Genomic DNA, 23643 nt, shown 5'->3' on the forward strand with positions numbered 1-23643 from the left:
TCGAATTTATCTATTTATTCCCTTGTTTTCTCTGAATTATTTGTGGGGATAGCTCAGACTCTGACCCCTTGATTTTATCTTATTGAATTTTAAATGTTTTTCTTATCCAACTTTGCTATTTTTTGCAGAAAATCGTCCAGTTCGATGGCGCGTTTGCAATCCAATTGATGTTTGTTGTGAAAGAAGATGTGTAGTTTTACCGCATGATCAGACAATGTCAGTGTATAACCATCGTAATCGCTTTCGGCTGTGAGGTCGCCAAGCTTATATGCGCCATCGATGCGCTGACCATGACTGATAATTTTATTACATACCCGCAGGGCCTGCTTAAGGTCAATTGCTTCTTGCATGATAATCCCCGTTACCTTTATTCCATCTGTAATACCAATCTACGATGCAGATAATATTAAAGTTTGCTCTGCATCAATAGCTTGATTATAACTAAACCAGATATTGTTATTTGTATGAGAGTGAAATGACACAAAAAATTCGCAACTTTTCCTATTTGGTTAAAGAGTATGATGCGACCATCGCCTTTTTTACTAACAAGCTTGGCTTTACCCTATTAAGCGACGTAGATCTGGGCGGCGGCAAACGCTGGGTGCAGTTGCAGCCTGATGGCGCATCCGAATTTGCCCTGGCACTTACCCTGGCAGATACGCCGGACCAGCAGCAGGCGGTTGGCAAGCAAGCCGGGGATGCGGTGTTAATGATTTTACAGACCGATAATTTCCAACGTGACTATGCGTTGATGTTAAATGCAGGCATCGTTTTTAACGAAACGCCCAGAATTGAACCCTACGGCATGGTGGCAGTATTCGAAGACCTTTACGGCAACCTCTGGGATTTACTGGAACCGAACTCATAGGGTTAGCGCAGCGTCATGCCGGGCTTCGACCCGGAATCTCTATTTTTAACTGAAACCTCAATTAAGCGACTTTTTCACCGGCTTTATAAACTGCGGTTAACGGATTAACCCCATACTGATAGCAAAGCTGAGCAACCTGTTCGATATTAAACACCGCGATATCGGCCTGCTTCCCAACTTCTAATGAACCAACCTTATCATCAACACCTAAAGCTTTGGCGCCATGAATCGTGACACCAGCGATGGCTTCTGCCGGCGTCAGGCGAAATAAGGTACAAGCCATATTAAGCATTAACTGTATCGAGTGGATGGGCGAAGATCCCGGGTTTGCATCGGTTGCAATAGCCATCGCCACGCCGTGTTCGCGCAACGCTTCAATCGGCGGCAGCTTAGTCTCACGCAGAAAATAAAACGCCCCAGGCAATAATACCGCCGCCATGTCAGCGTCTCGCATCGCTTTGATACCACCTTCTGACAGGTATTCCAGATGATCGCTGGACATCGCCTGATATTTCGCTGCCAATGCGGTTCCCCCTAGATCCGACAACTGCTCGGCATGCACTTTAATGGCGATATTATGTTGCTGAGCGGCTTTAAAAACACGTTCGGTCTGTTCAATATTAAAGCCAATACCCTCACAGAATACATCTACCGCATCCGCCAGGTTTGCCTCTGCTACTGCTGGTAACATTTCATTGCATACCACATCAATGTAGCCATCAGCATTATCAGCAAATTCCACTGGCAATGCGTGCGCGCCCAGAAATGTTTTACGAACTTCAATACCAGGTTGTTCACCAAGGCGACTGGCGACTTTCAACATCTTCAATTCGGTCTCAGTATCCAGGCCATAACCCGATTTCACCTCGATCGTGGTCACGCCTTCCGCCTGCAATGCCTGCATCCGCGCCAGCGCCGATGCAAACAATTCCTGCTCATTAGCATCTCGGGTCGCTTTAACCGTCGAGACAATACCGCCACCGGCTTTCGCCACTTCCTCGTAACTGGCACCCTGTAAACGCAATTCAAACTCATTGGCACGATGACCGCCATAAACAATATGGGTATGGCAATCAACCAGGCCTGGCAGCAACCATTGGCCGGCAACATCAATCACTTGCAAGTTTGCATTGTCACTAATATCCAATGCGGCAATCTCAGTCATGGAACCGGTCCAGACAATCAGGCCATCAGTGACAGCAAGTGCACCATTTTCAATCGCGCCATAGGAATTCGCTCCATCGTTCATGGTGGCGATATTGGCGTTGATGAACAGCAATTGCCAGGTCAACGGATTGCTCGAATAAGATGAAGATACAGACATTAACTTGTTCCTAGAAGGTAGCCGAAGCATTGGCTCACAGTAAAAATTTTGCTCATTATAACCAAAGCCGAAGCAAAATGGTGACTCCGATAACAAATCCCTGGTGTGGTGTTGTAAACCCGACCTAACCGCAAAATCATTCACCTGATGCGCCTTATTCGCCGCAAACTATACTCAGGCTTGTTGATGATAATCCGAACCACTTCAGCGCTCGTATTACATGTTTTATCGTTCTGGTTTATAGTTATTTGTAGATAATTAAAGTCAATAAAACCAATAGCATGCTTAGACACCGAAGATTTATCGCCGCCCTGACTGTGGTGACACTATCGATTTTCCCGCGCATTACAGTACATGCAGAGGATCAGGGACAAGCGGTATTAGTTGCCCCGGTGGAAATCAAGGCTGTCAAAGCGCAACTGCCGATATTTGGTAACCTTGTTCCCTATCGAGAATCAAATTTATCCGTAAAAGTACCGGGCTACGTCGAGGAGATGCTTGTTGATATTGGCGATCCGGTGGAAAAAGGTCGTCCGTTGCTGACCCTGGACGCCGTGCAGGCGCAGCTCAATGTACGGCAACTACAGGCTTCCCTCAATGAGGCCAGGATCCGCCTCGAAGAAGCTAACCGCCTCGCTGCCGAAGGCGAACAATTGCGTAAAGACCATAATATCTCTAACTCAGAATTTTTAACGAGGATGACGGAACGACAGGCTGGTCGCTCGCAGGTGGAGCAGATTAAAGCCCAACTCGACCTGGCGCAGGAGGCCTTGTCGCGCCATACCCTAACGGCACCATTTTCGGGCGTGATTACCGCCAAACTGACCGAAGTTGGAGAAGCCGTAGGCACAGAAACCGAAGTCTTAACCCTGACCCAGCTTGATCCTGTTTACCTGCAGATTCAGGTGCCAAGTCGTTATTACGGCAGTCTGACAACCGATACTCAGGTCTTGGTCGATTCGGGCAATGAACAAGAGGCGGCGCTGACCACCACTATCGATCGTATTGTGCCTCAGGCGGATCCTGCGTTGCGTAGCTTTTTGGTACGTCTGCGCCTGGATAATACAGAACAGCGATGGTTACCCGGAATGAATGTCAGGGCCCGGTTCCTGATTGATAACAATCAGGACCAGGATGCCCTGTTTTTACCCAAAGACGCCCTGGTTCGCAAGCCAGATGGTCGTGTACTGGTCTTTAAAGTGGTTGAAAACGGTCAGGCGAATATTGCAAGGGCCGTTCAGGTGAAGCCCGGCATCCTTCAGGACAAAGGGATTTCGGTGACCAGTGAACAGCTTAACGCCGGTGATCGGGTGGTAATTTACGGTAATGAGTCGCTGGCGGATGGTGATACCATCATCCCCAAATTAACTCGCAGTGCAAAGGGCAAGGTTAGGTAACATGCTCAATCTTATCCTGAAAAAGCCGATTGTATTGCTGGTCGCAATCCTAATTATCTGCCTGTTTGGACTGGCCGCCGCATTTCGGGTTCCGATTCAGATGATCCCGGATCTTGACCCGCGCATTATCACCGTAGAAACCCGCTGGCCCGGTGCAACGCCCCAGGATATTGAAACCGAGATTTTGCTTGAACAGGAAGAGTACCTGAAAAACATCAATGGCCTCGAACGCATGGTTAGCTCCGCATCGTTTGGCAGCGCCGAAATCGAGCTGGAATTTCCTTTTGGCATGGCCATCAATGAGGCTTTGATCCTGGTCAACAATGCCCTGTCCCAGGTACCGTCTTATCCGGAAAATGTCGATGAACCCGCCGTCATCGCCAGTTCATTCTCTGGCAATTCTTTCATGTATTTTTCCATTCAGTTTCGCGGCCCGGATCAGCGTGACATCACCCATCAGCAGGACTGGATTGAAGATAATATTAAAACCCGCTTAGAACGCATACCCGGGGTTGCCCGGGCTAATGTTTCCGGTGGTGCCGAAAAACAAATCCATATTCGCTTAAATCCGGCGGAACTTTCCTCCCGAGGCTTAACCGTCGCCGATGTTCGCAATTCCATTCGCGCTCGCAATCGCGATGTATCCGGCGGCGATATGGATTTTGGCAAGCGTCGCTATTTGATTCGAACGTTAGGAAAATTCAGCGATTTAGACGATTTGAACAACCTGATTATCAGCGAACAAAATGGATACTATGTACGCCTTAAAGATATTGGCGAAGCGGTGATGGGATACCAGGAAATGCGCAGTTTTCGGACCACGATTGGTCAGCAAACCATGGGCATATCTATCTCCCGGCAAGTTGATGCCAATGTGATTACATTGAAGAAATTGGTACTGGAACAAGTCGCTGCGTTAAATAAATCCATCCTTGCCGACCAGGGTCTGGTCATGACTCTCAATTCAGAAGATGTCCGCTACGTCGAAAATTCTGCCAAAACCGTGCTCCAGAACCTGGTGATAGGAACGATTCTTGCCACCCTGGTATTACTGGTATTCCTGCGCTCTACCAGCGCCACACTCATCGGTGCCCTGGGGATCCCCATTTGTATTCTCGCCGCGTTTTTAGGCCTGTCACTGTCCGGGCGCAGTATCAATGTGGTATCGCTTGCAGGTGTCGCTTTTGCCATCGGCATGACGCTGGACAACGCCATCGTTGCCCTCGAAAATATTACTCGCCATGTTGCCATGGGTAAGCGTCGCATCGACGCCGCCATCGAAGGAATTCGCGAAGTATGGCCAGCAATTCTTGCCTCAACCTTAACCACGGTGATGGTGTTTCTGCCTATCGTTTTTTTAAAGCAGGAAGCCGGGCAACTATATTCCGATATTGCTATCGCCATTTCCGCATCCATTATCATGTCGATGCTGGTCGCTATTACGTTAATCCCAGTTGCCAGCCAGCGTATCCTGAATGTGCGGGAAATGGTCGAACACAAGGGTAAACTGGATAAAGCCTTACATGTGACCACCGCCTGGGGTGAGTCGATTGCCACCCGCATCCTTGGTTTCAGCCAATGGATTTTAAAACGCACCAGCCGCCAACTTGGCGCTGTTGCCATCACAATTGCTATCACTTTATTTACCTTATTGGCGTTAGTGCCAGATGCAGAATATTTGCCGGAAGGTGAAGAAGCCAAGGTGTTTGCCCGTCTACTGGCACCACCCGGTTACAATATGGCAACCATGAAAGATTTATGGCGCCAGGTGGATAGCGATTTTACTGATAAAGTCGATCGCAGCCGCGTAGACTGGTTAAATGAGGAACAACGCCAGGCATTAACCAATAGCCTGGAAGGTGACGCACCTGGCTCTGAAAATGGGGTCGATATCAACGCTGATTTTAAAACCCAGGTACCGCCATTGGCGATGCATATTAGTTTTATGTCACCTGGAACCATGACCTTTATTAGTGAACCTATCGATCGCCACGATACGCCACAGCTCATTGACGCCGTTAGCGAACGCTTTAATGCGATTCCCGGTATGCGCTCCTTTGCCACCCGAGGGTCAATATTCAGCGGCAACCAGGGTGGCACCCGCAGCCTTAACATTGAACTGAAAGGTCGGGATCTCAATGTGTTGTACCGCCGTGCATTGCAGTTGATGAGCAGTGCCGGCAAGCTCATTGCTGGTGGACAACTAAACGCCGATCCTTCGCCACCAACGCTGACCATGTCACAACCTATGGTGGAAGTGATCCCTGACTGGCAACGGGCAGCGGAACTGGGTATCTCGCAGGCCGATTTAGGATACAGCATCTGGGCATATTCCGATGGCGCCTTTGTCGATGAATTCTATATCGATGACGAGAAAATAGACATGCTATTATTTGCCACTGCCGGTAGCGTCAATAACCCAAGGGAATTAGAGCATTTAATGTTTTATGGCCCTAACGGTCAACAGGTGCCGCTGTCAGCTTTGGTTCGGCTCAACGAAACCGTTGATACGGCGACGATTAGCCGGGTCGATGGTATGCGCACCGTCACCCTGCAAATTATTCCGCCACGCAATATGGCACTGGAACAGGCGCTGACTTTGGTGGAAACTGAGCTGTTAGCGCCAGTGTCGGCAACCCTGGCAGAAGAAAATATCACTCACACCATTAGTGGCGCCGCCAGTGAACTGGCGCAAACCCGGGATGCCATGCAAGGCAATTTTCTGTTGGCTATTGTGATTGCCTACCTGTTGATGGTGGCAGTCTTTTCCAATTGGGGTTATCCGTTATTGATCATGACGACCGTACCGATTGGCATCAGTGGTGGCATCATCGGCCTTGGCCTGTTTAATGCCATCGGCCACTCCTTGCCGGCGCTCGGACTCGACGCTTATCATCAGCCATTCGATGTGATTACCATGCTCGGCTTTTTGGTGTTAATCGGCACCGTGGTCAATAACCCCATATTGATTGTTGAGCGTTCCATTGCCAACCTGCGGCAAAAGTCGATGCCGGTAAACGATGCAATCATGGAAGCACTTACGGTAAGGCTGCGACCAGTCATGATGTCGACCATCACCACGATTTTTGGCCTTTCACCGCTGGTTTTTATTCCTGGCGAAGGTACTGAATTGTATCGGGGTTTGGGGGTGATAGTCCTATTTGGCCTGTTATTCTCCAGCCTGGTAACCTTACTGATATTACCTGCAATATTGTCACTGGTATTTGAGCTTCAGCAACGCTGGCAAGCCAAAACCAAATAAAGAATCGATGAAAATACAAATCAGAACCGCAACCTGTGAAGACGCCAAAGCTCTTTGTGAATTTATGGAGCAATCCTTTCGTGACACCTTTGCTGAATTTAACACCCCTGAAGATATGGATGCCTATTGCCGGAAACATTTCAGTCACGCACAGCAACGCGACGAAATTCAAAATCCAGGGATCATTACACGATTGATGCTCGCCTCCGCTAACATTGCCGGCTATGTCCAGCTGCGACCAGGCAACGCTTTTGAGCATTGCCCACTTAGCAACCCCATGCATTTAGACCGAATTTATGTGGCCCGGGAATTTCTCGGTATGGGAGTGGCTGACAGCCTGTTTCTCGATTCCATGCAACAGGCTCAGGCATTAAATTGTGATGGCATATGGTTAGGAGTGTGGGAGCATAATCCAAGGGCTATTCGCTTTTATCAGAAGCTGGGGTTTGTTGAATGTGGAGACACCCGCTTTTGGCTTGGTAACGATAAGCAAAGAGATTTATTGATGCTAAAACGCTTTTAACCGACAACAAAAAAACCGGACATGACTGTCCGGTCTTTCGCAACTGCTCGACTCATTTAACTCAGTAGTTTTTTAATATGCTCCGGACGAATCGGTAAATCTTTGACTCGTACACCTACCGCCTGGTAGATGGCATTACCGATTGCCGGAGCAATGCCAATAACCCCAGGTTCACCAAGGCCAACCGGTACTTCGGTACTATCAATAAATTCGATATCCAGCTCTGGTACCTGATCATGGCGCAATGGGGTGTAAGTATTCAGGTTCAGGTCTTTAACCTGGCCGTTTTTAAATTCAGTACCCTCATGTAACGCCATGCTTAATCCCCATAAGGCTCCACCTTCCAGTTGCGCCAGGGCACCATCCGGATGAACGACGGTGCCACAGTCCATCACCAGGGTCAGCTTCTTCACCTCTACTTTTCCTGACGATTTATCCACTTTAACATGTGCTGCAACCGCGAGCCAGGCTGGCATATTTCGTTCCTGCCCGGAACTTACCGACACACCAACGCCTTCGTTTTCGCCCGGTTTATCCGATTCGGCTAACTTATCTTTAAGTCGGGACAACACATGATGCAGACGTTTAGCACCACCGGTACTGTTGGGACAGGTACCGGCCTGTTTTCCTTTACCGTCGAGCAGCGACAAACGAAAATCAATCGGATTCATCCCTGCCTGCTCTGCGGTCTCATCAATAAAGGATTCCAGCCCCCAAACGATCCAACCCTGTCCAACCGAACGCAACCAGCCGGGCTTAAAGGTTTTTTGCGCCAAATCATTATTGATGGCTAATGCCCTATGATTAGCCATGCTGTACCAGTGATCGGCGCCGGCGGCAGAAAACGGGTCAAGTTTGCCGGTATCGTTGGCTCCTTCCGGCATAAAAGCAGGGGCCATCGCCATGGTTGGCCAGCCCGCACAAAAACCATGAGTCATACCCATAAAATTATTATCTTTATCAAAATAGGACTGGAATCTGGAAACGGACGCAGAGCGTGGCTGGTCAAATTTAGAGTCGTCCTCGCGGGTAAAGATAAACTTTACGGTTTTTCCGGTTTGTTTCGCCGTTAGCGCCGCTGGGATCATATAATCACCAAATAAGCGCCGGCCAAATCCGCCACCGAGGTAATAGGTATGGATAACCACCTTATCTTCACTGACCTGCAGCGCTTTGGCGATTGCCGGTAAGGTTAACGATTGCCACTGATTACCACCATGAACGTGCCAGACACCATCTTCCTGGTACACCGTAGCGTTTAATGGCTCAAGTGCCAGGTGCAATACCGTATGGGTCCGATACACACTTTCGAGAGTGTTTTTACTGTCAGATTTGGCGTTATCGACATTGCCTTCATTGACAAACCAGGCTCCCTGCTTCGGATCGTTAACCAGCTTTTGCCCGTGCGCGAGGATATCCGATTCACTGACATCTGCGGTGTCTCCCGCAGTCACATCCACTTTTAGCCGATCCGCCGCTTTAATCGCACTAACATAATCTTTTGCCAATACCACGACCCAGCCCTGGATCAGTTCACTGGGATCGTCGAGAATTTCATAACCAAGGTAACCATCGATTTTTTTTGCATCGCTGTCATCGACCTTATTGACCTTTGAACCATAGGTGGTAGGCGGTAACACCGGCCGCGCATAAACCATGCCATCGAATTCTACATCGAGGCCATAAGTTGCAGAGCCATTGATCTTGGCCGGGATATCCAGCGCATGGGTTTCTTTACCGATTAAATTGCGCTGCTTGGCTGGTTTGATCGGCAATGCCGCAAGCTCTTCCGGCGTGTAGGTTTTTTCAAGCTTTTCTTTGCTGACGATATCGGCAAATGAAATCGCTTTTCCAGAGCAAATAACCTGCGAATTCTCGACCCGACAATCACCAGGTTTTACCTTCAGGAGTTTTGCTCCGGCCTCTAAGAGCACCATACGACCTGCCGCACCGGCTTGGGAGAACGGCGCAAAAGACTGATGCACCGACCATGAGCCGCCGGTAACCATGTAGCCCCATTTGGGGTCAGTATCAACGTGGGTAATGCTGACATCATCCCAGTTCGCTCCTAACTCATCAGCAACAATACGCGCCAGGGCTGTACCAACATGCTGCCCCATTTCCGCCCGGGGAATATTCACATTAATCTGACCATTATTGGCAATTTCAAACCATACGGTTGGCGAAAACCTGTCACTGCCGACACCCTCAGCTATTTCCCTGGTGGAGACACTGGCATAAGACAACGGCGCAAATGCCATGAGTAGCGACGTCCCGACGCTACCTATTAAAAAGCGGCGACGCGAGTAATTAGTGACGGTCTGTTTAGCTTCTTTGATCGATTTCATGGTCAGCCTCCCTAAACCGTTGCATCATTGATTTGATCATCTTCTGTTGGATCATAAATCCTCACCGAACCAGACCTTGCAACCGACATAATCGCTTTAGTGATGCGTCGATACGACATGCACCGACAAAGGTTACCGCTCATTGCTTCGAGAACTTCCGCTTCACTGGGATTGGGGTTTTCTGCCAGCAGACTTGCTGCCTGCATGATTTGTCCGGACTGGCAATAACCACATTGTGGAACCTGCGCCTCCAGCCAGGCTTTTTGCAACGGATGTTCGCCTTTTAATCCTTCAATGGTGGTCACTTTTGCCCCCTTTACGGCAGAAAGAGGTACTGAGCACGAGCGAATCGCAGCGCCATTTAAGTGCACCGTGCAGGCGCCACACTGGGCAATACCACAACCGAACTTAGTGCCCTTAAGATTTAACTCATCGCGGATCACCCATAACAAAGGGGTATCTTGTGCCGCATCACTGGTAACTGCTTTGTCATTAATCGTAAACTTGATCATATATTCGCCCGGTAATATTTCTATCTCGCTGTTTTCAATAAAAAATAGCGGTTAAAATGCATCCTCTAAGTAAAGTTCACCAAAGCCAAATCCGCAAAATTCAAACGCCCTGCAAATTCAGGACATCCACTTATTTTTGCCATGAGTAAAAACAGGACACCCACATATTGTTTGCTATGCGAAAATTCAGGACACCCACCTTTTATGAGCATGGCGCTGCGGTAAATTGATAAGTGATATATTTCAAATTCACTGGAATCCGAGAAGCGGAGATGAATCGATCCTCCTTCTTCTCTGTCATCCAGAATCTTTTACAAGCTGAAAATGTAGCTAGTGGGTTAGCAGGACAGTTAGAATTCCCTCGATAACAATTGTGGGTGTCCCAAATTAGGAACATCCCAAATTGGAAACCAAATCGGCAGGCCCATGCTCCCATGTTTGTGAAGTGACGATGCCGGTTTATAACAAGCGTATGTTCGGCCTGGTAAAATTTGCGTAAAAAGCAAAAATATTGCTAGAGTTGTTTCACCATCATTGCTATGCTAATGATAATTATTCTCATTAACCAACAATAAGACTGTCGACTATGAAAAAAATTATTTTAGCTGCGGCATTAATCGGTAGCGCTTTCAGTGCTCTGGCCGAAGAAGTGAATATCTATTCTTATCGTCAACCCTTCCTGATTGAACCAATGCTGGAAAAGTTCACCGAACAGACCGGTATTAAAACCAAAGTGGTATTTGCCAGCAGTGGTATTGTGGAACGCCTGCAGCGTGAAGGTAAATTGTCTCCGGCCGATATCGTATTAACTTCCAATTTCGCGGCGTTATTGCAGCTTGAAGAAGCCGGACTTACTCAGCCAATCAATAGCGAAGAAGTCAACAAAAACGTACCGGCACAGTTTCGTGATGAAAACTGGGTAGCCCTTACCAAACGTGCTCGTGCAATTTACAGCGCAAAAACACTGGGCGATAAATCTGACATTAATTACGAAGATTTAGCGACAGCTGAGTACAAAGGACAAATCTGTACCCGCAGTGGAAAACATCCTTATAATATCGGCCTTGTTTCTTCGATGATTGCCCATCACGGTGAAGAAAAAACGCTGGAATGGTTACAAGGCGTTAAAGATAATCTGGCACGTCGCCCACAAGGCAATGATCGCGGTCAGGTTAAAGCCATCAAGGAAGGTTTATGTACCGTATCCCTCGGCAATAGCTATTACCTGGGCAAAATGATGACTGATGAGAATCAAAAAGCCTGGGCCGAAGCGGTAAACATTAATTTCCCTAACCAGAACAATCGTGGCACTCACGTAAACGTCAGTGGTGTGGTGCTAACCAAACACAGCAAAAACCAGGAAAGTGCGGTTAAATTAATCGAGTTTCTAACTCAGGATACGGCACAATCCATGTATGCGTCGGTGAACTATGAATACCCGGTAAAAGAAGGCGTTGAGCTATCTGAGCTTGTTGCTTCCTGGGGCGATTTCAAAGTCGATAGCATTGCCATCAGCGAAGCGGCAAAATACCGCAGCGATGCATTACGCCTTCTCGATCAGGTCAAGTTTGATTTATAATTCACTCGCTTAATCGAGAACCTTATATTAGGGATGACGATTACGTCATCCCTTTTTTGTGAAAATGATATAACCAATAATAAATTTAACGGATAACCCCTTTGGCGAACACAACAATCGTAAAACGTCCCTGGCAAATCAGCAGCTTTTTAATAGTCGCCATCTTGTTTGCGCCGACCCTGGCCTTGGTGTTTACCGCGATGGAAAGCTCTCAGGGGATCTTCGCGCAACTGGCGGATACGGTTTTATTTGATTACATCAGCAATTCCATCTTGATGGTCATTGGCGTTTGCCTGATAAGTTTATTAATCGGCCTGCCATTAGCCTGGCTGGTCGCCATGTGCAAATTCCCGGGAAAACGCTTCTTCTCTTGGGCATTAGTACTGCCACTTGCCATGCCGGCATATATCGTTGCCTATATCTACAGCGACTTTTTTGATTATGCCGGTCCCGTACAAATCTGGCTAAGAAATACTTTCGGCTGGCAAAGCCCGGCAGATTACTGGTTTTTTGACATCCGCTCCATTCCTGGCGCCAGCGTCATTTTAGCCTTGGTACTTTATCCTTACGTTTACCTGTTTTTACGCAGTGCGTTTGCGCAAAATAACCTGGTGCAAATGCAGGCCAGCCGACTATTAGGGGATACCCCCTGGCAAAGTTTCTGGCGGATCAGCATACCTCAGGCCCGAGGCATCATCGTTGCATCATTGGCGTTGGTGGGAATGGAAACCCTGGCCGATTTCGCTACTATGCATTATTTTGCCATCAATACCATGACCACCGCGGTTTATGATACCTGGCTTGGTTATTACAACCTTCCCGCTGCCGCAAAGCTTTCGGTATTGATGCTAGCGATGATATTTCTATTGCTTGCCATTGAAAAACGCCAGCGCATCGACAAACAAAATTATTCTCGAAATGACAGCTTCGATAACTCTGAAATGTATCAGTTATCCGGTGGCAAAGCCTGGCTCGCCACTGGTTTTGCCAGCCTGGTGTTATTCGCCGGATTTATTCTTCCGAGCCTGGTGCTGTGTGGATTTATCTTTGATTATTACGATCAGGTCTGGAGCGAGGAATTTATTGAATACGGCAGCTCCAGCCTATTCATCGCTTTAATCGCCGCCGTTTTAGCTGTCATAGTTGCCCTGATAATTAACTTTGGTTTGCGCCAGTCGAAGCAAACCAACCAGCTTAAACACACGTGGATACAACCACTACCTGGGCAACTGGCCAGCATGGGCTACGCCCTGCCCGGCACCGTCTTAGCCATAGGTATCATTATTCCGATGACGGCGTTGGAGTTCTGGAGCAATGATGTTCTTGTAGAGTGGTTTGACTGGCAACCCGGCTTGTTTTTAACCGGTACAACGTTTGCCATTATCTTTGCCTATGTGGTGCGCTTCAGTGCGATACCTATTGGCTCAGTACAAGAGAGCATGAGCAAAATCTCTCCTCATCTCGATCACGCCAGTCGTTCGATGGGGGCAGGTTTTAGTAAAACGGCGTTGCGCATTCATTTGCCATTATTAAAACGCATTCTGTTAACCAGTGGCCTGCTGGTGTTTATCGAGTCAATGAAAGAATTGCCGGCGGCACTGCTATTGCGCCCATTCGGATTTGAAACCCTGGCGACCTATGTCTATCAGTATGTGAGTGACGAGCAGTTGGAACATGCCTCTCTGGCCGCCCTGAGCATTGTTATCTTAGGTTTGATACCATTGCTTATCGTGAACCGTATGTCACAGGATTCATTACAGAAAAAAGTGAATTCCAACGATAGCGCAAACCATAACAACTAGGCATCATCAAGCCGTGATGCAGCAATCTAAAAATAACAGCGGAGTCATTCATGGTATTGGCCATTAACCAGCTACAAGTCAGTTATCATCAGCAAACCATCTTGCATGGTGTCGATTTAAACGTTGCCCAAGGTGAAATTGTTTGTCTGCTTGGTTCAAGTGGCTGTGGTAAGACGACGTTATTAAAGACCATTGCCGGCCTGACTGATGTCGATAAGGGCGAGATCGAGATTAACGGTAACACAGTTAATTCCGACCACATTACAATCGCCCCTGAACATCGAAATCTTGGTATGCTGTTCCAGGATTATGCTTTGTTCCCACATCTGACCGTTCATGAAAATATTGCCTACGGCCTGCGTAGGCTCAGTAAAAAAAAGCGTAATATTCGCGTCCAGGATATGCTGGCACTGGTGCAATTGCCAAATATCAGCGACAAATACCCGAACCAGCTTTCCGGTGGTCAACAACAACGCGTCGCATTGGCCCGGGCCCTGGCCTATCAGCCTGATTTATTACTTCTTGATGAACCATTTTCAAACATCGATACCAAGGTAAAGTTTGAATTGATCGCGCAAATTCGCGATATCATTAAACAATCCGGGGTGGCCGCAATCTTTGTATCGCACAGCAAAGATGAAGCCTATGGTTTTGCCGATACTATCGCCCTGATGGACGAAGGAAAAATCCAGCAAACTGGATCCCCTCAACAATTATATCAACAGCCAAATTCACTATTTGTGGCACGCTTTATGGGTCCACTTAATGAAATCAAAAGGACTCAGTTACCGCAACAGGCCACTGAGATACTCGCCCAGAAACAAACTCAGCCATCAGAAAACGATAAGCTTTTCGTGCGCCCGGAAAGCCTCTCACTTGCACCTATTGTTGACCAACACAATGTCGAACTGCAGGCCGTTGTTGAGTCCACCACATTTTATGGTAAACAGGTTACCGTCACCGCTCGCTGTTATGGTGAAGTTATTTCGTTTTACACCGACAGCCAACAACACTTAGCAAGCGGTGATAAGGTTAATCTGTATTTCAGCACCGAACATTTATTATTGGCCGATTAATACCAATTACACTAAGTTTGTGCACAACTCAGAGTGAGCAATATTTTAATGTAATTGGTATAAACCTACACTGTAACTGATTGCTGTAACTATTCAGGAGAAAACCCCATGCGCGTACTGCGTTCATTTCTTATCGTGTTTTCATTGTTGATGATATCGCTTCAAGCTCACGCGCAAACTGAGTTTCCACCATCGTTCCAACCGGTCATTGATATCTTCACAGGACTTTCTGATGGCGATAAAGAGAAAGTGAAAAACTCGGTCACCGAGGATTTTATTTTGCTAGAGCAAGGTGAAGTCTGGGATCTGGCAATAACATTAAGCATTGTCAAAGGGCCAATTCCCCGCACCAATGGCTTTAATATTATCTCCAGCGACATCCACGGTGATCTAGCGTTATACAATTACTGGACCCAGTCGAAAATTGGCGACGGAGAGAACCGCAAGGTTGTTACCTGGCTGGAGAGCGTGGTAGTAATTAAAACTGACGACGGCTGGAAACTGCAGCAATTTCACTCAACCCGCGTGCCAGCAGAAAAAGTGCCCGCCGATTTAATCGTGACCGAAGCCAGATAACCACAACAGTCATAGAATGAGCAGCGACTACACGCTGATTATTTTCATCGCCGTAATTGCCGCACGGTATTGTCAGTTGAAAAAATAGTCGATATTCTGGGAGTTAAACTGACACTAATCATTAGCCTGCACCCGGACATGATTATTATAATCATGCTGAAGCAACGCTAATTTTTGCAAAATAATAATAAATACGGACTCTCAATATGCCTCTGGATCTCGAAAAAGTAGGCGTGAAGACAGCATTACGATCTTTTTTGGGGAGTAATGACCTGGACACGAATACCTTGGCGGAATTTTATCAGGATTTATCTCGAAACTCTGAAGAAATCCGCTATTCTCCTGGACAACATTTATTTCGGGAAGGAGATCTAAACGAATATATCTATATCCCGGTATCCGGCGCGATTATGTTGGAACGTTCGACCTCGTCAGGCTCGAGACAGGTATTCGCATTTCTTCTTACTGGCAACATACTCGGCGTTTCCGACCAGCTAATCTACAACTTTAGTGCGAAAGCATTAAATGACTCGAATGTTATCAAAATCAGCCAAAAACTGATGAAGAATATTTTTGAACGCTATCCGGCCATTGCCAAACGATATCAACAGATCACCAGTCATATTTTATCAATGATACTGGATCAGTTATTTATCATGGGCCAGCGGACAGCACATCAACGTCTGGCTCATTTATTGTTGGATATGCAAAATCGACTAGGCCATGGAACCAACAAGTTTCATTTACCAATGAGCCGCCAGGATATTGCCGACTATCTGGGGATGTCATTGGAAACGACGAGTCGCGGATTTAGTCAGCTTAAAAAGCTCGACCTGATCAATATTGAAAATAATTACCAAATCACGATTGTCGAGCGCGTAAAACTTACCGATTATGCCAATCGATGAAGCAAAATTAGCGAAGTGTTAGGCAAAAAAAGCGTTATCTTTTGCCATGTTTTCAATTTGTTCACTCGTGTAACCGAGTTGCGCAAGCACCTGACGGGTATCCTGACTGAATCCGGGTAATTTAAAATTTGGCTGTGCTGGTTCTCGCTGGTATTTAATCGGAACGCCAAGGTGGTGATTGCCATTATCATCGGTTAAGAGCATTTGCCGATGTTGTATATGTGGGTCGCGAATCGCTTCATTGAGATCGCGAACCGGGGCCCAGCAAACATCGATATCGGCAAAGAACTGCTGCCAATGAGCCAGGGGTTCACTGGCAAAGGTATGCTGGAAAAACTGTTTTACTGGCAGTTGCGCTTCGCCCGGTGGTTGCTTACAAAGCTCGAGTAAATCTTCGCGCCCCAGCTTAGTTAATAAATTACTAGCAAATTTAATCTCGCTACCGCCAAGAGTAAGATACTGGTTATCTGCAGTTTTGTAGATATTGTACATCGCCGCCCCTCCCCAGCTACGCTCTTGCTTGACAACCGGTGGACGATTTTCTGCAAAGGGCGGCCCCATGACATTAGCATACCAGGCCACCAGCGAATCCTGCATCGAGATATCGAGGTAATCGCCAAGTCCGGTTTTTTGCGCCCGATACAGGGCCATTAGTATGCCGGAAAAGGCCATCAGGCTGCCTGCCATATCCGCAACCGGCATCCCCGGTTGCGCCGGCTGGCCGTCCAACCCCTGATTGATAAATACCGAGCCGGAATCCGCCTGAATGCTTAGGTCATGGGCCGGTGACAAACGCTTATCGCCGGTTTGGCCATAAGCGGAAACTGAACAATATACGAGTTTCGGATTAATCGCTTTCACTGCATCGTAGTCGATACCAAGGCGGCTAACCACCCCCGGGCGGAAGGCTTCGACGATAACGTCGACATCCTTGCAAAGCTCAAAAAATGCCGCTTTACCATCTTCGTGCTTGAGGTTTAAGTTAATGCTTTTCTTACCGCGAAACACATTGCGAAACCAGACGCTGTGTTCGTCCTGGGATAATCCAACGTGACGTACCGGCTCACCACCGGGGGGCTCTAGCGCAATCACCTCGGCGCCGTGATCTGCCATCATCATGGTAAAATGCGGACCTGGCAAGAACATCGACAAATCCAGTACTTTTACACCGCTAAGTTTCATCCAATAATCCTCGTTTAATGCCATTGTCTGTGATGTTATTAAACCGTGCCTTGTTGTTTTAAAACTTGCACATCCTGAACACTGTATCCCAATTCGGCCAACAACTCGTCAGTGTTTTCTCCCATTGCCACCGCCGCATTGCCCTCTAGTCGCTTACCGTCGATTTTGATCGGATTAGAGAGAATTTGCATATCGGTATGATGCGGATGAGTGACCTGTTGCACCATGCCGATGTCGCGAATGTATGGGTTGTTCATCGCATCGCTGAGGCTGTAAACCGGAGCACAGGGAATTTTACCCTCTAAAACGTCCAGCCAGTGCTTGGTATCGAATTTTGAAAGTACCCGGTCCATTTCCAGGGTAATTTCATCACGCAGTTCACGACGCAGGACAACCGTCGCATAGCGCTTTGAGCTTAACACGGCATCGTCAAGCAAGGTCACCAGCAGCTCCCAGAACTTATCCGTCATTGCCATTAAAAAGATATAACTATCCTGAGTTTTATAGAGCTGACACGGCACGGTTGTAGGGTGCGCCGAACGGGCAACGCGCTCTGTGACATGACCTTTATTCAGATACCAGGTGGCAGGATAAGATAACTGGTGCAATGCCACATCGAATAAGGAGACATCAACATCCCGGCCATGGCCCGTGCGATGAGCGCCAAGCATGCCCGCGGTTAAGCCTAAGGATGCAACCGCGCCCGTCATAAAGTCGACCATGGAAACACCAAAACGTGCCGGTGCCTGGTCCGGTTCGCCAGTTAACGACATTAATCCTGCTTCCGCCTGCATTAAATAATCATAACCAGGCCAGGATGCGCGGTCATTATCGCGTCCATAAGCCGATAAATGGCCACAGACTATTTTCGGGTTAATATGCTTTAACGCGTCATAGGTAATACCGAGCTTTTCCGGTTGATCGCCACGTAAGTTATTGGTTACCGCATCGGCGGTTTTCACCAGTTGCTCGAAAATTTTTCGTCCCTGCTCGGATTTGAGATTTAAGGTCAGGCTTTTTTTGTTCTGATTAAATGTCTGGAAGAAATAACTGTCATTTTCGCCGAGAAAGAAGGGGCCGGTCTTACGGGAGATATCGCCACCAATCGCCGGGTTTTCTATCTTGATCACCTCCGCCCCCATATCCGCTAAATACATGCTGCCATAAGGCCCGGCACCATACTGCTCAACGGCAAGGATGCGAACACCTGACAATGGTAACTGATTCATTAACAATCCTTCCTTTAACGAGAACAGGTTTCAGGTTTCAGCAAAGTTCAGATGTTTTCCACCTTCCTCTTCCATCTTCCTCTTCCACCTGTCACTTACACTTTATTTCTCTCGATCAATTGCTTGGCAATAATCATGCGCTGGAATTCATTGGTGCCCTCACCGATACACATCAGCATGGCATCACGATAAAAGCGCTCTATTTCATATTCGCAGCTATAGCTATAACCACCGAAAATACGCATCGCTTCATTAGCGCAAAATACCCCGGTTTCTGAGGCAAAATACTTGGCCATTCCCGCTTCCATATCACAGCGTTCCTGGGCATCATACTTGGCCGCAGCCTGCTCTATTAACAACCGCGACGCTTCCACTTTCGATGCCATTTCACCAAGCTTTAACTGAATGGCCTGATGCTGGCAGATAGGTTTACCAAAAGTTTCCCGCTCCTGGGCGTAACGTACAGCGAGATCCAGAGCACCTTGTGCAATACCGGCGCCACGGGCCGCAACATTAATGCGGCCTAGTTCGAGGCCACCAACGGCTTGCAAGAACCCATGACCTTCCTCTTCACCAATGAGGTTAGCTGCCGAAACGCGAAAATTGGTAAATACTACTTCACAGGTATCGATAGCCCGATAGCCGAGCTTTTTCATTTTAATGACTTCCACACCCGGCAAAAAATTACCATCGGCATCTTTGGTTTCCACCAAAAACAAGCTGGTTCCCTTGTATCTTGGCTGGATTTCCGTATCGGTTTTTACCAGAACGGCCAATGAGTTACCGTTAAGGGAGTTAGTAATCCAGGTTTTCGCGCCATTGATAATGTAATCATCACCATCGCGTTTAGCAGTTGTGGTGATCGCTTGTAAATCTGAACCGGCATTGGGTTCGGTTAACGCGATACCACCACGCATTTCGCCGGTTGCCATCAAAGGTAAAAATTTGTCCTTTTGTGCCTGGGTACCACAGCGCTCAATGGCTGAGGCCTGAATCAGGTGGGAGTTAAAAATACCGCCTGGCGCCATCCATGCCGATGCCACCCGAATAACGATTTTCGCGTAAATTGACGCTGGTAATCCGAGCCCCCCCCACTCCTGACCGATAGTTGCACCGAACAGACCAAGCTCTTTCATTTGCTCAACCAGTTGCTCTGGGTATTTATCCGCCTGATCAAATTCCCGGGCAATCGGGGCTACTTCATTCGTTACCCATTTATCAATCATGTCGAGGATGGCGACTTCATCTTCTTTGCTGTAGATCTCGGTCATGGTGATTTACCTAGTAATTAATTTTGTCTTCGACGCTGTGGCCTTCTTTGGCAATCAACATCTTGCGGATAAAGCTGCATACCTGCTTACCATCCTGGTTAAAGCCTGTGGTACGAATGGTCACGATACCGGCGCCCGGACGAGACTTGGATTCACGTTTTTCTACCACTTCTGATTCACAATACAGGGTGTCATCTTCAAATAAGGGGTAGGTCATTTTGATATCATCCCAACCAAGGTTGGCGATGGCTTTTTGCGAGCAGTCAGTCACGCTCATGCCAACCATTAAGGCGACGGTCAACGGTGAGCAGACAATGCATTTACCAAATTCACTGGCTTTAGCGTACTCATCATCAAAATGCACCGGATGGGTATTCATGGTCAACAGGGTGAACCAGGTATTGTCGGTTTTGGTTATCGTACGACCCGGGCGATGCTCATATATATCGCCGATATTGAAACCTTCGTAATAACGCCCAAAAGATTCACGAAAGCGATTCTCACCCACTTGTTTTACCGTTTTAACCATAATGACATCCTTACTTGCTGATATTTTTGTTGTTTATTCAAAGCCATTTTGGCTTTGGTTTATGCAATTTGGTTTTCTATTCAGTGTTCTATTTCGCGGCTTGAATATTTCGTGTTTTGCTGCCTGAATATTTTTTCACTGCGTGGTTATAATTTTCCGGCAATTGCTGCTAGCGCCAGGGTGCGCCGGGCGGCAAGAATAATGGGCCGGTCGACCATGCGACCATTTACCACAACTACTCCGGCATTATCCGATGGCACGGCATCGATGATGGCTTTGGCGTTAGCAATCTCTTTCTCCGTTGGCGTAAAAGCTTTATGAATCGCCGTTAACTGTTTCGGGTGAATCGCCGCCTTGCCGGTAAAACCAAGCGCTTTTACTTTGCTGGTATCGGCAAAACAGTGTTCGAGTTCGGTTAAATCAATATGCGGCACATCGATTAGCTGCATCTGTCTGGGTTGGCTCGCCTTCGCTTGTACCAGTTGCATCCGCGCCAGCAATAAAGGTTCATAACTAAACTCACAACCAATATCGGCGCTGTAATCGGCGCCGCCAAACATTAATGCATCAACCCTGTCGGACGCCTGGCCAATTGCTGCCGCCTGTTGCACCCCTTGCACGGTTTCTAACAGCGCAATTAAACGAATGTCGGTCTGATTTAATTGCTGGCAAACCGCTGCGATTTCTTCGGCAGAAGATGCCTTTGGTAGCATAATGGCCCTTGGGTGCTGACCTGCCGTTAATAGCGCTGCAATATCCGCCTGTCCTTCTGTCGATAGCGATGGGTTTACCCGGATAACGACCTTATCGGCATGTTCCGTTTCGCTTAGATAATCCCGCACTGATTGTCTTGCTGAAGTTTTGTCTTCAGGCAATACCGCATCTTCAAGATCGATGCAGGTCATATCGGCGCCGCTTAACAGCGCTTTTTCAAAACGCTCAGGTCGACTGCCCGGTACAAACAATAAGCTACGCAGCAAAGGCAGGCTCATGATTATGACTCCGCGCTAAATCCAGGCTTTTCAACCTGAGTCGCGAAGTGACTGGCGATTTCTTCACGAGTGGCGAACCACACGCCGACTTTTTTCGAGACATATTCGAGGAATTGCTCAAACGCCCAGATACGGCCCGGGCGACCTATGATACGCAGATGCAGGCCGAGGCTCATCATCCGCGGTTGCCTGGCCCCTTCGTCATATAAAACATCAAAAGTATCAATGGCGTACTTCAGCCATTGCTCTGGCGTGTAAGAAGGAGCCACCCACATTTTCATGTCATTACTATCCAGGGCGTAAGGGACAATCAGCATCGGCTCGTCACTACCAGTCACCGGTGCCCAGAATGGGCTGTCGGCACTGTAATCATCCATGTGATACAGATAGCCTTCCTCCTGCAAAAGGCGTCGGGTGCTGTCGGTAAGCAGATAGCGGGAGAGCCAGCCTAATGGGCGTTTGCCTGTGGTTTTTGCGATGGACTCTGTCGCATTACGAATAAACTCGCGTTCCTGTTCTTCATCCATACGAAACTGATGAATCCAGCGATGGCCGTGCGAACAGGTTTCATCACCACGGCGACGAATGGTTTCTGCCAAATATGGTGCTCGCTCTAAAGATACGGCTGCGGCTGTCCAGGTGACGCGAACATCGTAATTATCCAGTAATCGGATAATACGCGGAGCGCCTTCATTGATACCGTATTGATAGTTAGATTCATTGCCATAATTGCGCATCGGTTTTTTCAGATGAACCATTAGCTCATCCACCGGCTCCATGCCATTGTCGCCGTCTTTTACCGAATACTCAGAGCCTTCCTCAACATTCACTACAATCGAAAGTGCCAGTCGGGCATTGTTTGGCCAGTTATACGTGGTTGCCATTGTTATGATTAATCCTGCTAGTGGTATTCTTCACCGCCGGAGACATTCATGCATTCGCCGGTGATGTAAGAGGCTTGCTCCGAGCATAAAAATGCGCAGGCTTTGGCAATATCTTCCTGCAGACCTGGACGGCCCAGTGGGATCCTGTCGCGCATATCCTGCATGTATTTGTCGTAACCTTTACCGGTCACTTCACTAAAGTGGCTGTTCTGCCAGGCACCAAGACCTGTAGTGACGTGATTAGGACAAATCTGGTTCACATTAATGTTTTCAACGCCTAGTTCTTGTGCGGCAACCCGGGTTAAACCATTCATGCCGTGCTTTGAGGTGGTGTAAGCCGACGCATGGGCAAATGCCGATTTTGATGCCTGCGAGCCAATATTGATGATCTTACCGCCGTGACCTTGCTTAACCATTTGTTCGCTGGCGTATTTAATCCCTAAGAATACACCGCGCAGGTTGACGTTAAGCACCATATCCCACTCATCAACTGACATCTCAAGGATAGGTTTCATCAAGTAGCCGATACCAGCGTTGTTGACCCAGATATCGAGACGACCGTATTCGCTAACCGCAAACCGCACCGCCGCCTGCACTTCTTCCGGATTTAACACGTTACAGTTAAACGCCTTGGCATCGCCGCCAGCGGCAATGATTTCATCAACGATTTGCTGCATTTGAGAACGAGTACCAACCGCCGATTCCGGCATATACTCGCCTTCACCATGACCGATATCGGTGATGATCACCTTACAGCCTTCACTGGCAAGGCGTTTTGCCATGGCTTCTCCAAGACCATCTTTGCGCCCGGCACCGGTAATTACCGCGACCTTACCGTGTAGATCCTGATATTGACTCATAAGGCCTCCTAAAGTTTGGAGGTCATGATGAATAGAGGATTGTCGGCAAAGCTTTGAAATTCGCCCGCCACCTTTTGCATGGTTTCACTACTGACATCTTTACCAAACTGGTCCATGTCGTTGATTTTAAGGATTTCGATATAGTCGTAGGGCGGTTTGTCTTCACTCATCAACAACCCTTGCGATTGCAGTATTTCAAAGCTATCGACCGATGGCAGGCCACCTGCGGTTGGCAAGTCGGTTTCCCGCGCCCATTGCTGATAATCCGTTTCGTTTACGCCAGGTTTGAGGTTAAAAAGCACGACTATGGTGGTCATATTAGCTCCATCCGTTTTTTATAATTTGTACGGACATATTACGCAGAGGTCGAAACTTTTGTCAAAAAACCAACAAACCAAGTTTTCGACAAATTGACATTTGACAATCGCCACCCAGCGTCCTCCAGCTTTCGAATTCGGGACCCCCATAAATCTCCCATTTTGGGACACCCGCAATTTTCTCAACAGATGTTAAGTCGATTT

At 47.8% G+C, this 23643-nt stretch carries 21 protein-coding genes; 9 read left to right on the plus strand and 12 right to left on the minus strand.

Annotated features, from left to right (window positions below; genetic code table 11):
• Positions 1 to 89: 89 nt before the first annotated feature.
• Positions 90 to 350, minus strand: a complete 261-nt coding sequence (locus E8M12_RS15380; protein ID WP_136737158.1) for a DUF3081 family protein — start codon at positions 348 to 350, stop codon at positions 90 to 92.
• 125 nt (positions 351 to 475) lie between these two features.
• On the opposite strand from E8M12_RS15380, the gene E8M12_RS15385 reads away from it, so the two are divergent.
• On the plus strand, positions 476 to 868 hold the full coding sequence (locus E8M12_RS15385) for a VOC family protein (protein WP_136737159.1): 393 nt from the start codon (positions 476 to 478) through the stop codon (positions 866 to 868).
• A gap of 61 nt (positions 869 to 929) precedes the next feature.
• On the opposite strand, the gene hutI is transcribed toward E8M12_RS15385, so the two are convergent.
• On the minus strand, positions 930 to 2159 hold the full coding sequence (gene hutI / locus E8M12_RS15390) for an imidazolonepropionase (RefSeq protein WP_169303162.1): 1230 nt from the start codon (positions 2157 to 2159) through the stop codon (positions 930 to 932).
• A gap of 314 nt (positions 2160 to 2473) precedes the next feature.
• On the opposite strand from hutI, the gene E8M12_RS15395 reads away from it, so the two are divergent.
• From E8M12_RS15395 to E8M12_RS15405, 3 genes are read left to right on the plus strand one after another with little or no spacing between them, the layout of a single operon-like run.
• Positions 2474 to 3589 (plus strand): efflux RND transporter periplasmic adaptor subunit, encoded by a 1116-nt coding sequence (locus tag E8M12_RS15395; protein WP_136737161.1) that lies wholly within the window; start codon positions 2474 to 2476, stop codon positions 3587 to 3589.
• Position 3590: 1 nt separating this feature from the next.
• Complete coding sequence (locus E8M12_RS15400) at positions 3591 to 6851, plus strand: efflux RND transporter permease subunit (protein WP_136737162.1); 3261 nt, start codon at positions 3591 to 3593, stop codon at positions 6849 to 6851.
• A 7-nt stretch (positions 6852 to 6858) separates the two neighbouring features.
• Positions 6859 to 7374 (plus strand): GNAT family N-acetyltransferase, encoded by a 516-nt coding sequence (locus E8M12_RS15405; protein ID WP_136737163.1) that lies wholly within the window; start codon positions 6859 to 6861, stop codon positions 7372 to 7374.
• 56 nt (positions 7375 to 7430) lie between these two features.
• Here E8M12_RS15405 and E8M12_RS15410 read toward each other — a convergent pair whose 3' ends face one another.
• Positions 7431 to 9722 carry a xanthine dehydrogenase family protein molybdopterin-binding subunit gene (locus tag E8M12_RS15410; protein WP_136737164.1) on the minus strand — a complete coding sequence of 764 codons (2292 nt, stop codon included), beginning with the start codon at positions 9720 to 9722 and terminating at the stop codon, positions 7431 to 7433.
• Between the two features lie 11 nt (positions 9723 to 9733).
• A complete protein-coding gene (locus E8M12_RS15415; protein ID WP_136737165.1) occupies positions 9734 to 10234 on the minus strand; it encodes a (2Fe-2S)-binding protein in 501 nt (166 codons plus the stop codon).
• Between the two features lie 586 nt (positions 10235 to 10820).
• Here E8M12_RS15415 and E8M12_RS15420 point away from each other — a divergent pair.
• The 5 genes from E8M12_RS15420 to E8M12_RS15440 all read left to right on the plus strand — a co-directional run bounded on the left by E8M12_RS15420 (position 10821) and on the right by E8M12_RS15440 (position 16175).
• Complete coding sequence (locus E8M12_RS15420; RefSeq protein ID WP_136737166.1) at positions 10821 to 11813, plus strand: extracellular solute-binding protein; 993 nt, start codon at positions 10821 to 10823, stop codon at positions 11811 to 11813.
• Between the two features lie 101 nt (positions 11814 to 11914).
• Positions 11915 to 13615, plus strand: coding sequence for an ABC transporter permease (locus E8M12_RS15425; RefSeq protein ID WP_246034188.1), 1701 nt, complete (start codon positions 11915 to 11917; stop codon positions 13613 to 13615).
• A 50-nt stretch (positions 13616 to 13665) separates the two neighbouring features.
• Complete coding sequence (locus tag E8M12_RS15430; RefSeq protein ID WP_169303161.1) at positions 13666 to 14691, plus strand: ABC transporter ATP-binding protein; 1026 nt, start codon at positions 13666 to 13668, stop codon at positions 14689 to 14691.
• A 108-nt stretch (positions 14692 to 14799) separates the two neighbouring features.
• The gene (locus E8M12_RS15435) at positions 14800 to 15267 is read left to right on the plus strand and encodes a hypothetical protein (protein WP_136737167.1); all 468 of its coding nucleotides are present in this window, start codon (positions 14800 to 14802) and stop codon (positions 15265 to 15267) included.
• Positions 15268 to 15473: 206 nt separating this feature from the next.
• The gene (locus E8M12_RS15440) at positions 15474 to 16175 is read left to right on the plus strand and encodes a Crp/Fnr family transcriptional regulator (RefSeq protein ID WP_136737168.1); all 702 of its coding nucleotides are present in this window, start codon (positions 15474 to 15476) and stop codon (positions 16173 to 16175) included.
• An 18-nt stretch (positions 16176 to 16193) separates the two neighbouring features.
• Here the strand turns inward: E8M12_RS15440 and E8M12_RS15445 are convergent, their stop codons facing one another.
• From E8M12_RS15445 to E8M12_RS15480, 8 genes are all read right to left on the minus strand, one after another.
• A complete protein-coding gene (locus E8M12_RS15445; RefSeq protein WP_136737169.1) occupies positions 16194 to 17357 on the minus strand; it encodes a CaiB/BaiF CoA transferase family protein in 1164 nt (387 codons plus the stop codon).
• Between the two features lie 38 nt (positions 17358 to 17395).
• Positions 17396 to 18586 (minus strand): CaiB/BaiF CoA transferase family protein, encoded by a 1191-nt coding sequence (locus E8M12_RS15450; RefSeq protein ID WP_136737170.1) that lies wholly within the window; start codon positions 18584 to 18586, stop codon positions 17396 to 17398.
• 95 nt (positions 18587 to 18681) lie between these two features.
• Positions 18682 to 19857: an acyl-CoA dehydrogenase family protein gene (locus E8M12_RS15455; protein WP_136737171.1), complete on the minus strand. Its 1176-nt coding sequence runs from the start codon at positions 19855 to 19857 to the stop codon at positions 18682 to 18684.
• Between the two features lie 10 nt (positions 19858 to 19867).
• Positions 19868 to 20386: a MaoC family dehydratase gene (locus E8M12_RS15460; protein WP_136737172.1), complete on the minus strand. Its 519-nt coding sequence runs from the start codon at positions 20384 to 20386 to the stop codon at positions 19868 to 19870.
• 146 nt (positions 20387 to 20532) lie between these two features.
• The gene (locus tag E8M12_RS15465; RefSeq protein ID WP_136737173.1) at positions 20533 to 21378 is read right to left on the minus strand and encodes an HpcH/HpaI aldolase/citrate lyase family protein; all 846 of its coding nucleotides are present in this window, start codon (positions 21376 to 21378) and stop codon (positions 20533 to 20535) included.
• A gap of 2 nt (positions 21379 to 21380) precedes the next feature.
• Positions 21381 to 22262 carry a polysaccharide deacetylase family protein gene (locus tag E8M12_RS15470; protein ID WP_136737174.1) on the minus strand — a complete coding sequence of 294 codons (882 nt, stop codon included), beginning with the start codon at positions 22260 to 22262 and terminating at the stop codon, positions 21381 to 21383.
• Positions 22263 to 22279: 17 nt separating this feature from the next.
• Entirely contained in the window at positions 22280 to 23122 is an 843-nt protein-coding gene (locus tag E8M12_RS15475; RefSeq protein ID WP_136737175.1) for an SDR family NAD(P)-dependent oxidoreductase, read from the minus strand.
• Between the two features lie 8 nt (positions 23123 to 23130).
• On the minus strand, positions 23131 to 23439 hold the full coding sequence (locus E8M12_RS15480) for a RedY/HapK family protein (RefSeq protein WP_136737176.1): 309 nt from the start codon (positions 23437 to 23439) through the stop codon (positions 23131 to 23133).
• Between the last annotated feature and the right edge of the window lie 204 nt (positions 23440 to 23643).

The sequence above is a fragment of the Thalassotalea mangrovi genome (genome assembly GCF_005116735.1).
Classification (GTDB): domain Bacteria; phylum Pseudomonadota; class Gammaproteobacteria; order Enterobacterales; family Alteromonadaceae; genus Thalassotalea_A; species Thalassotalea_A mangrovi.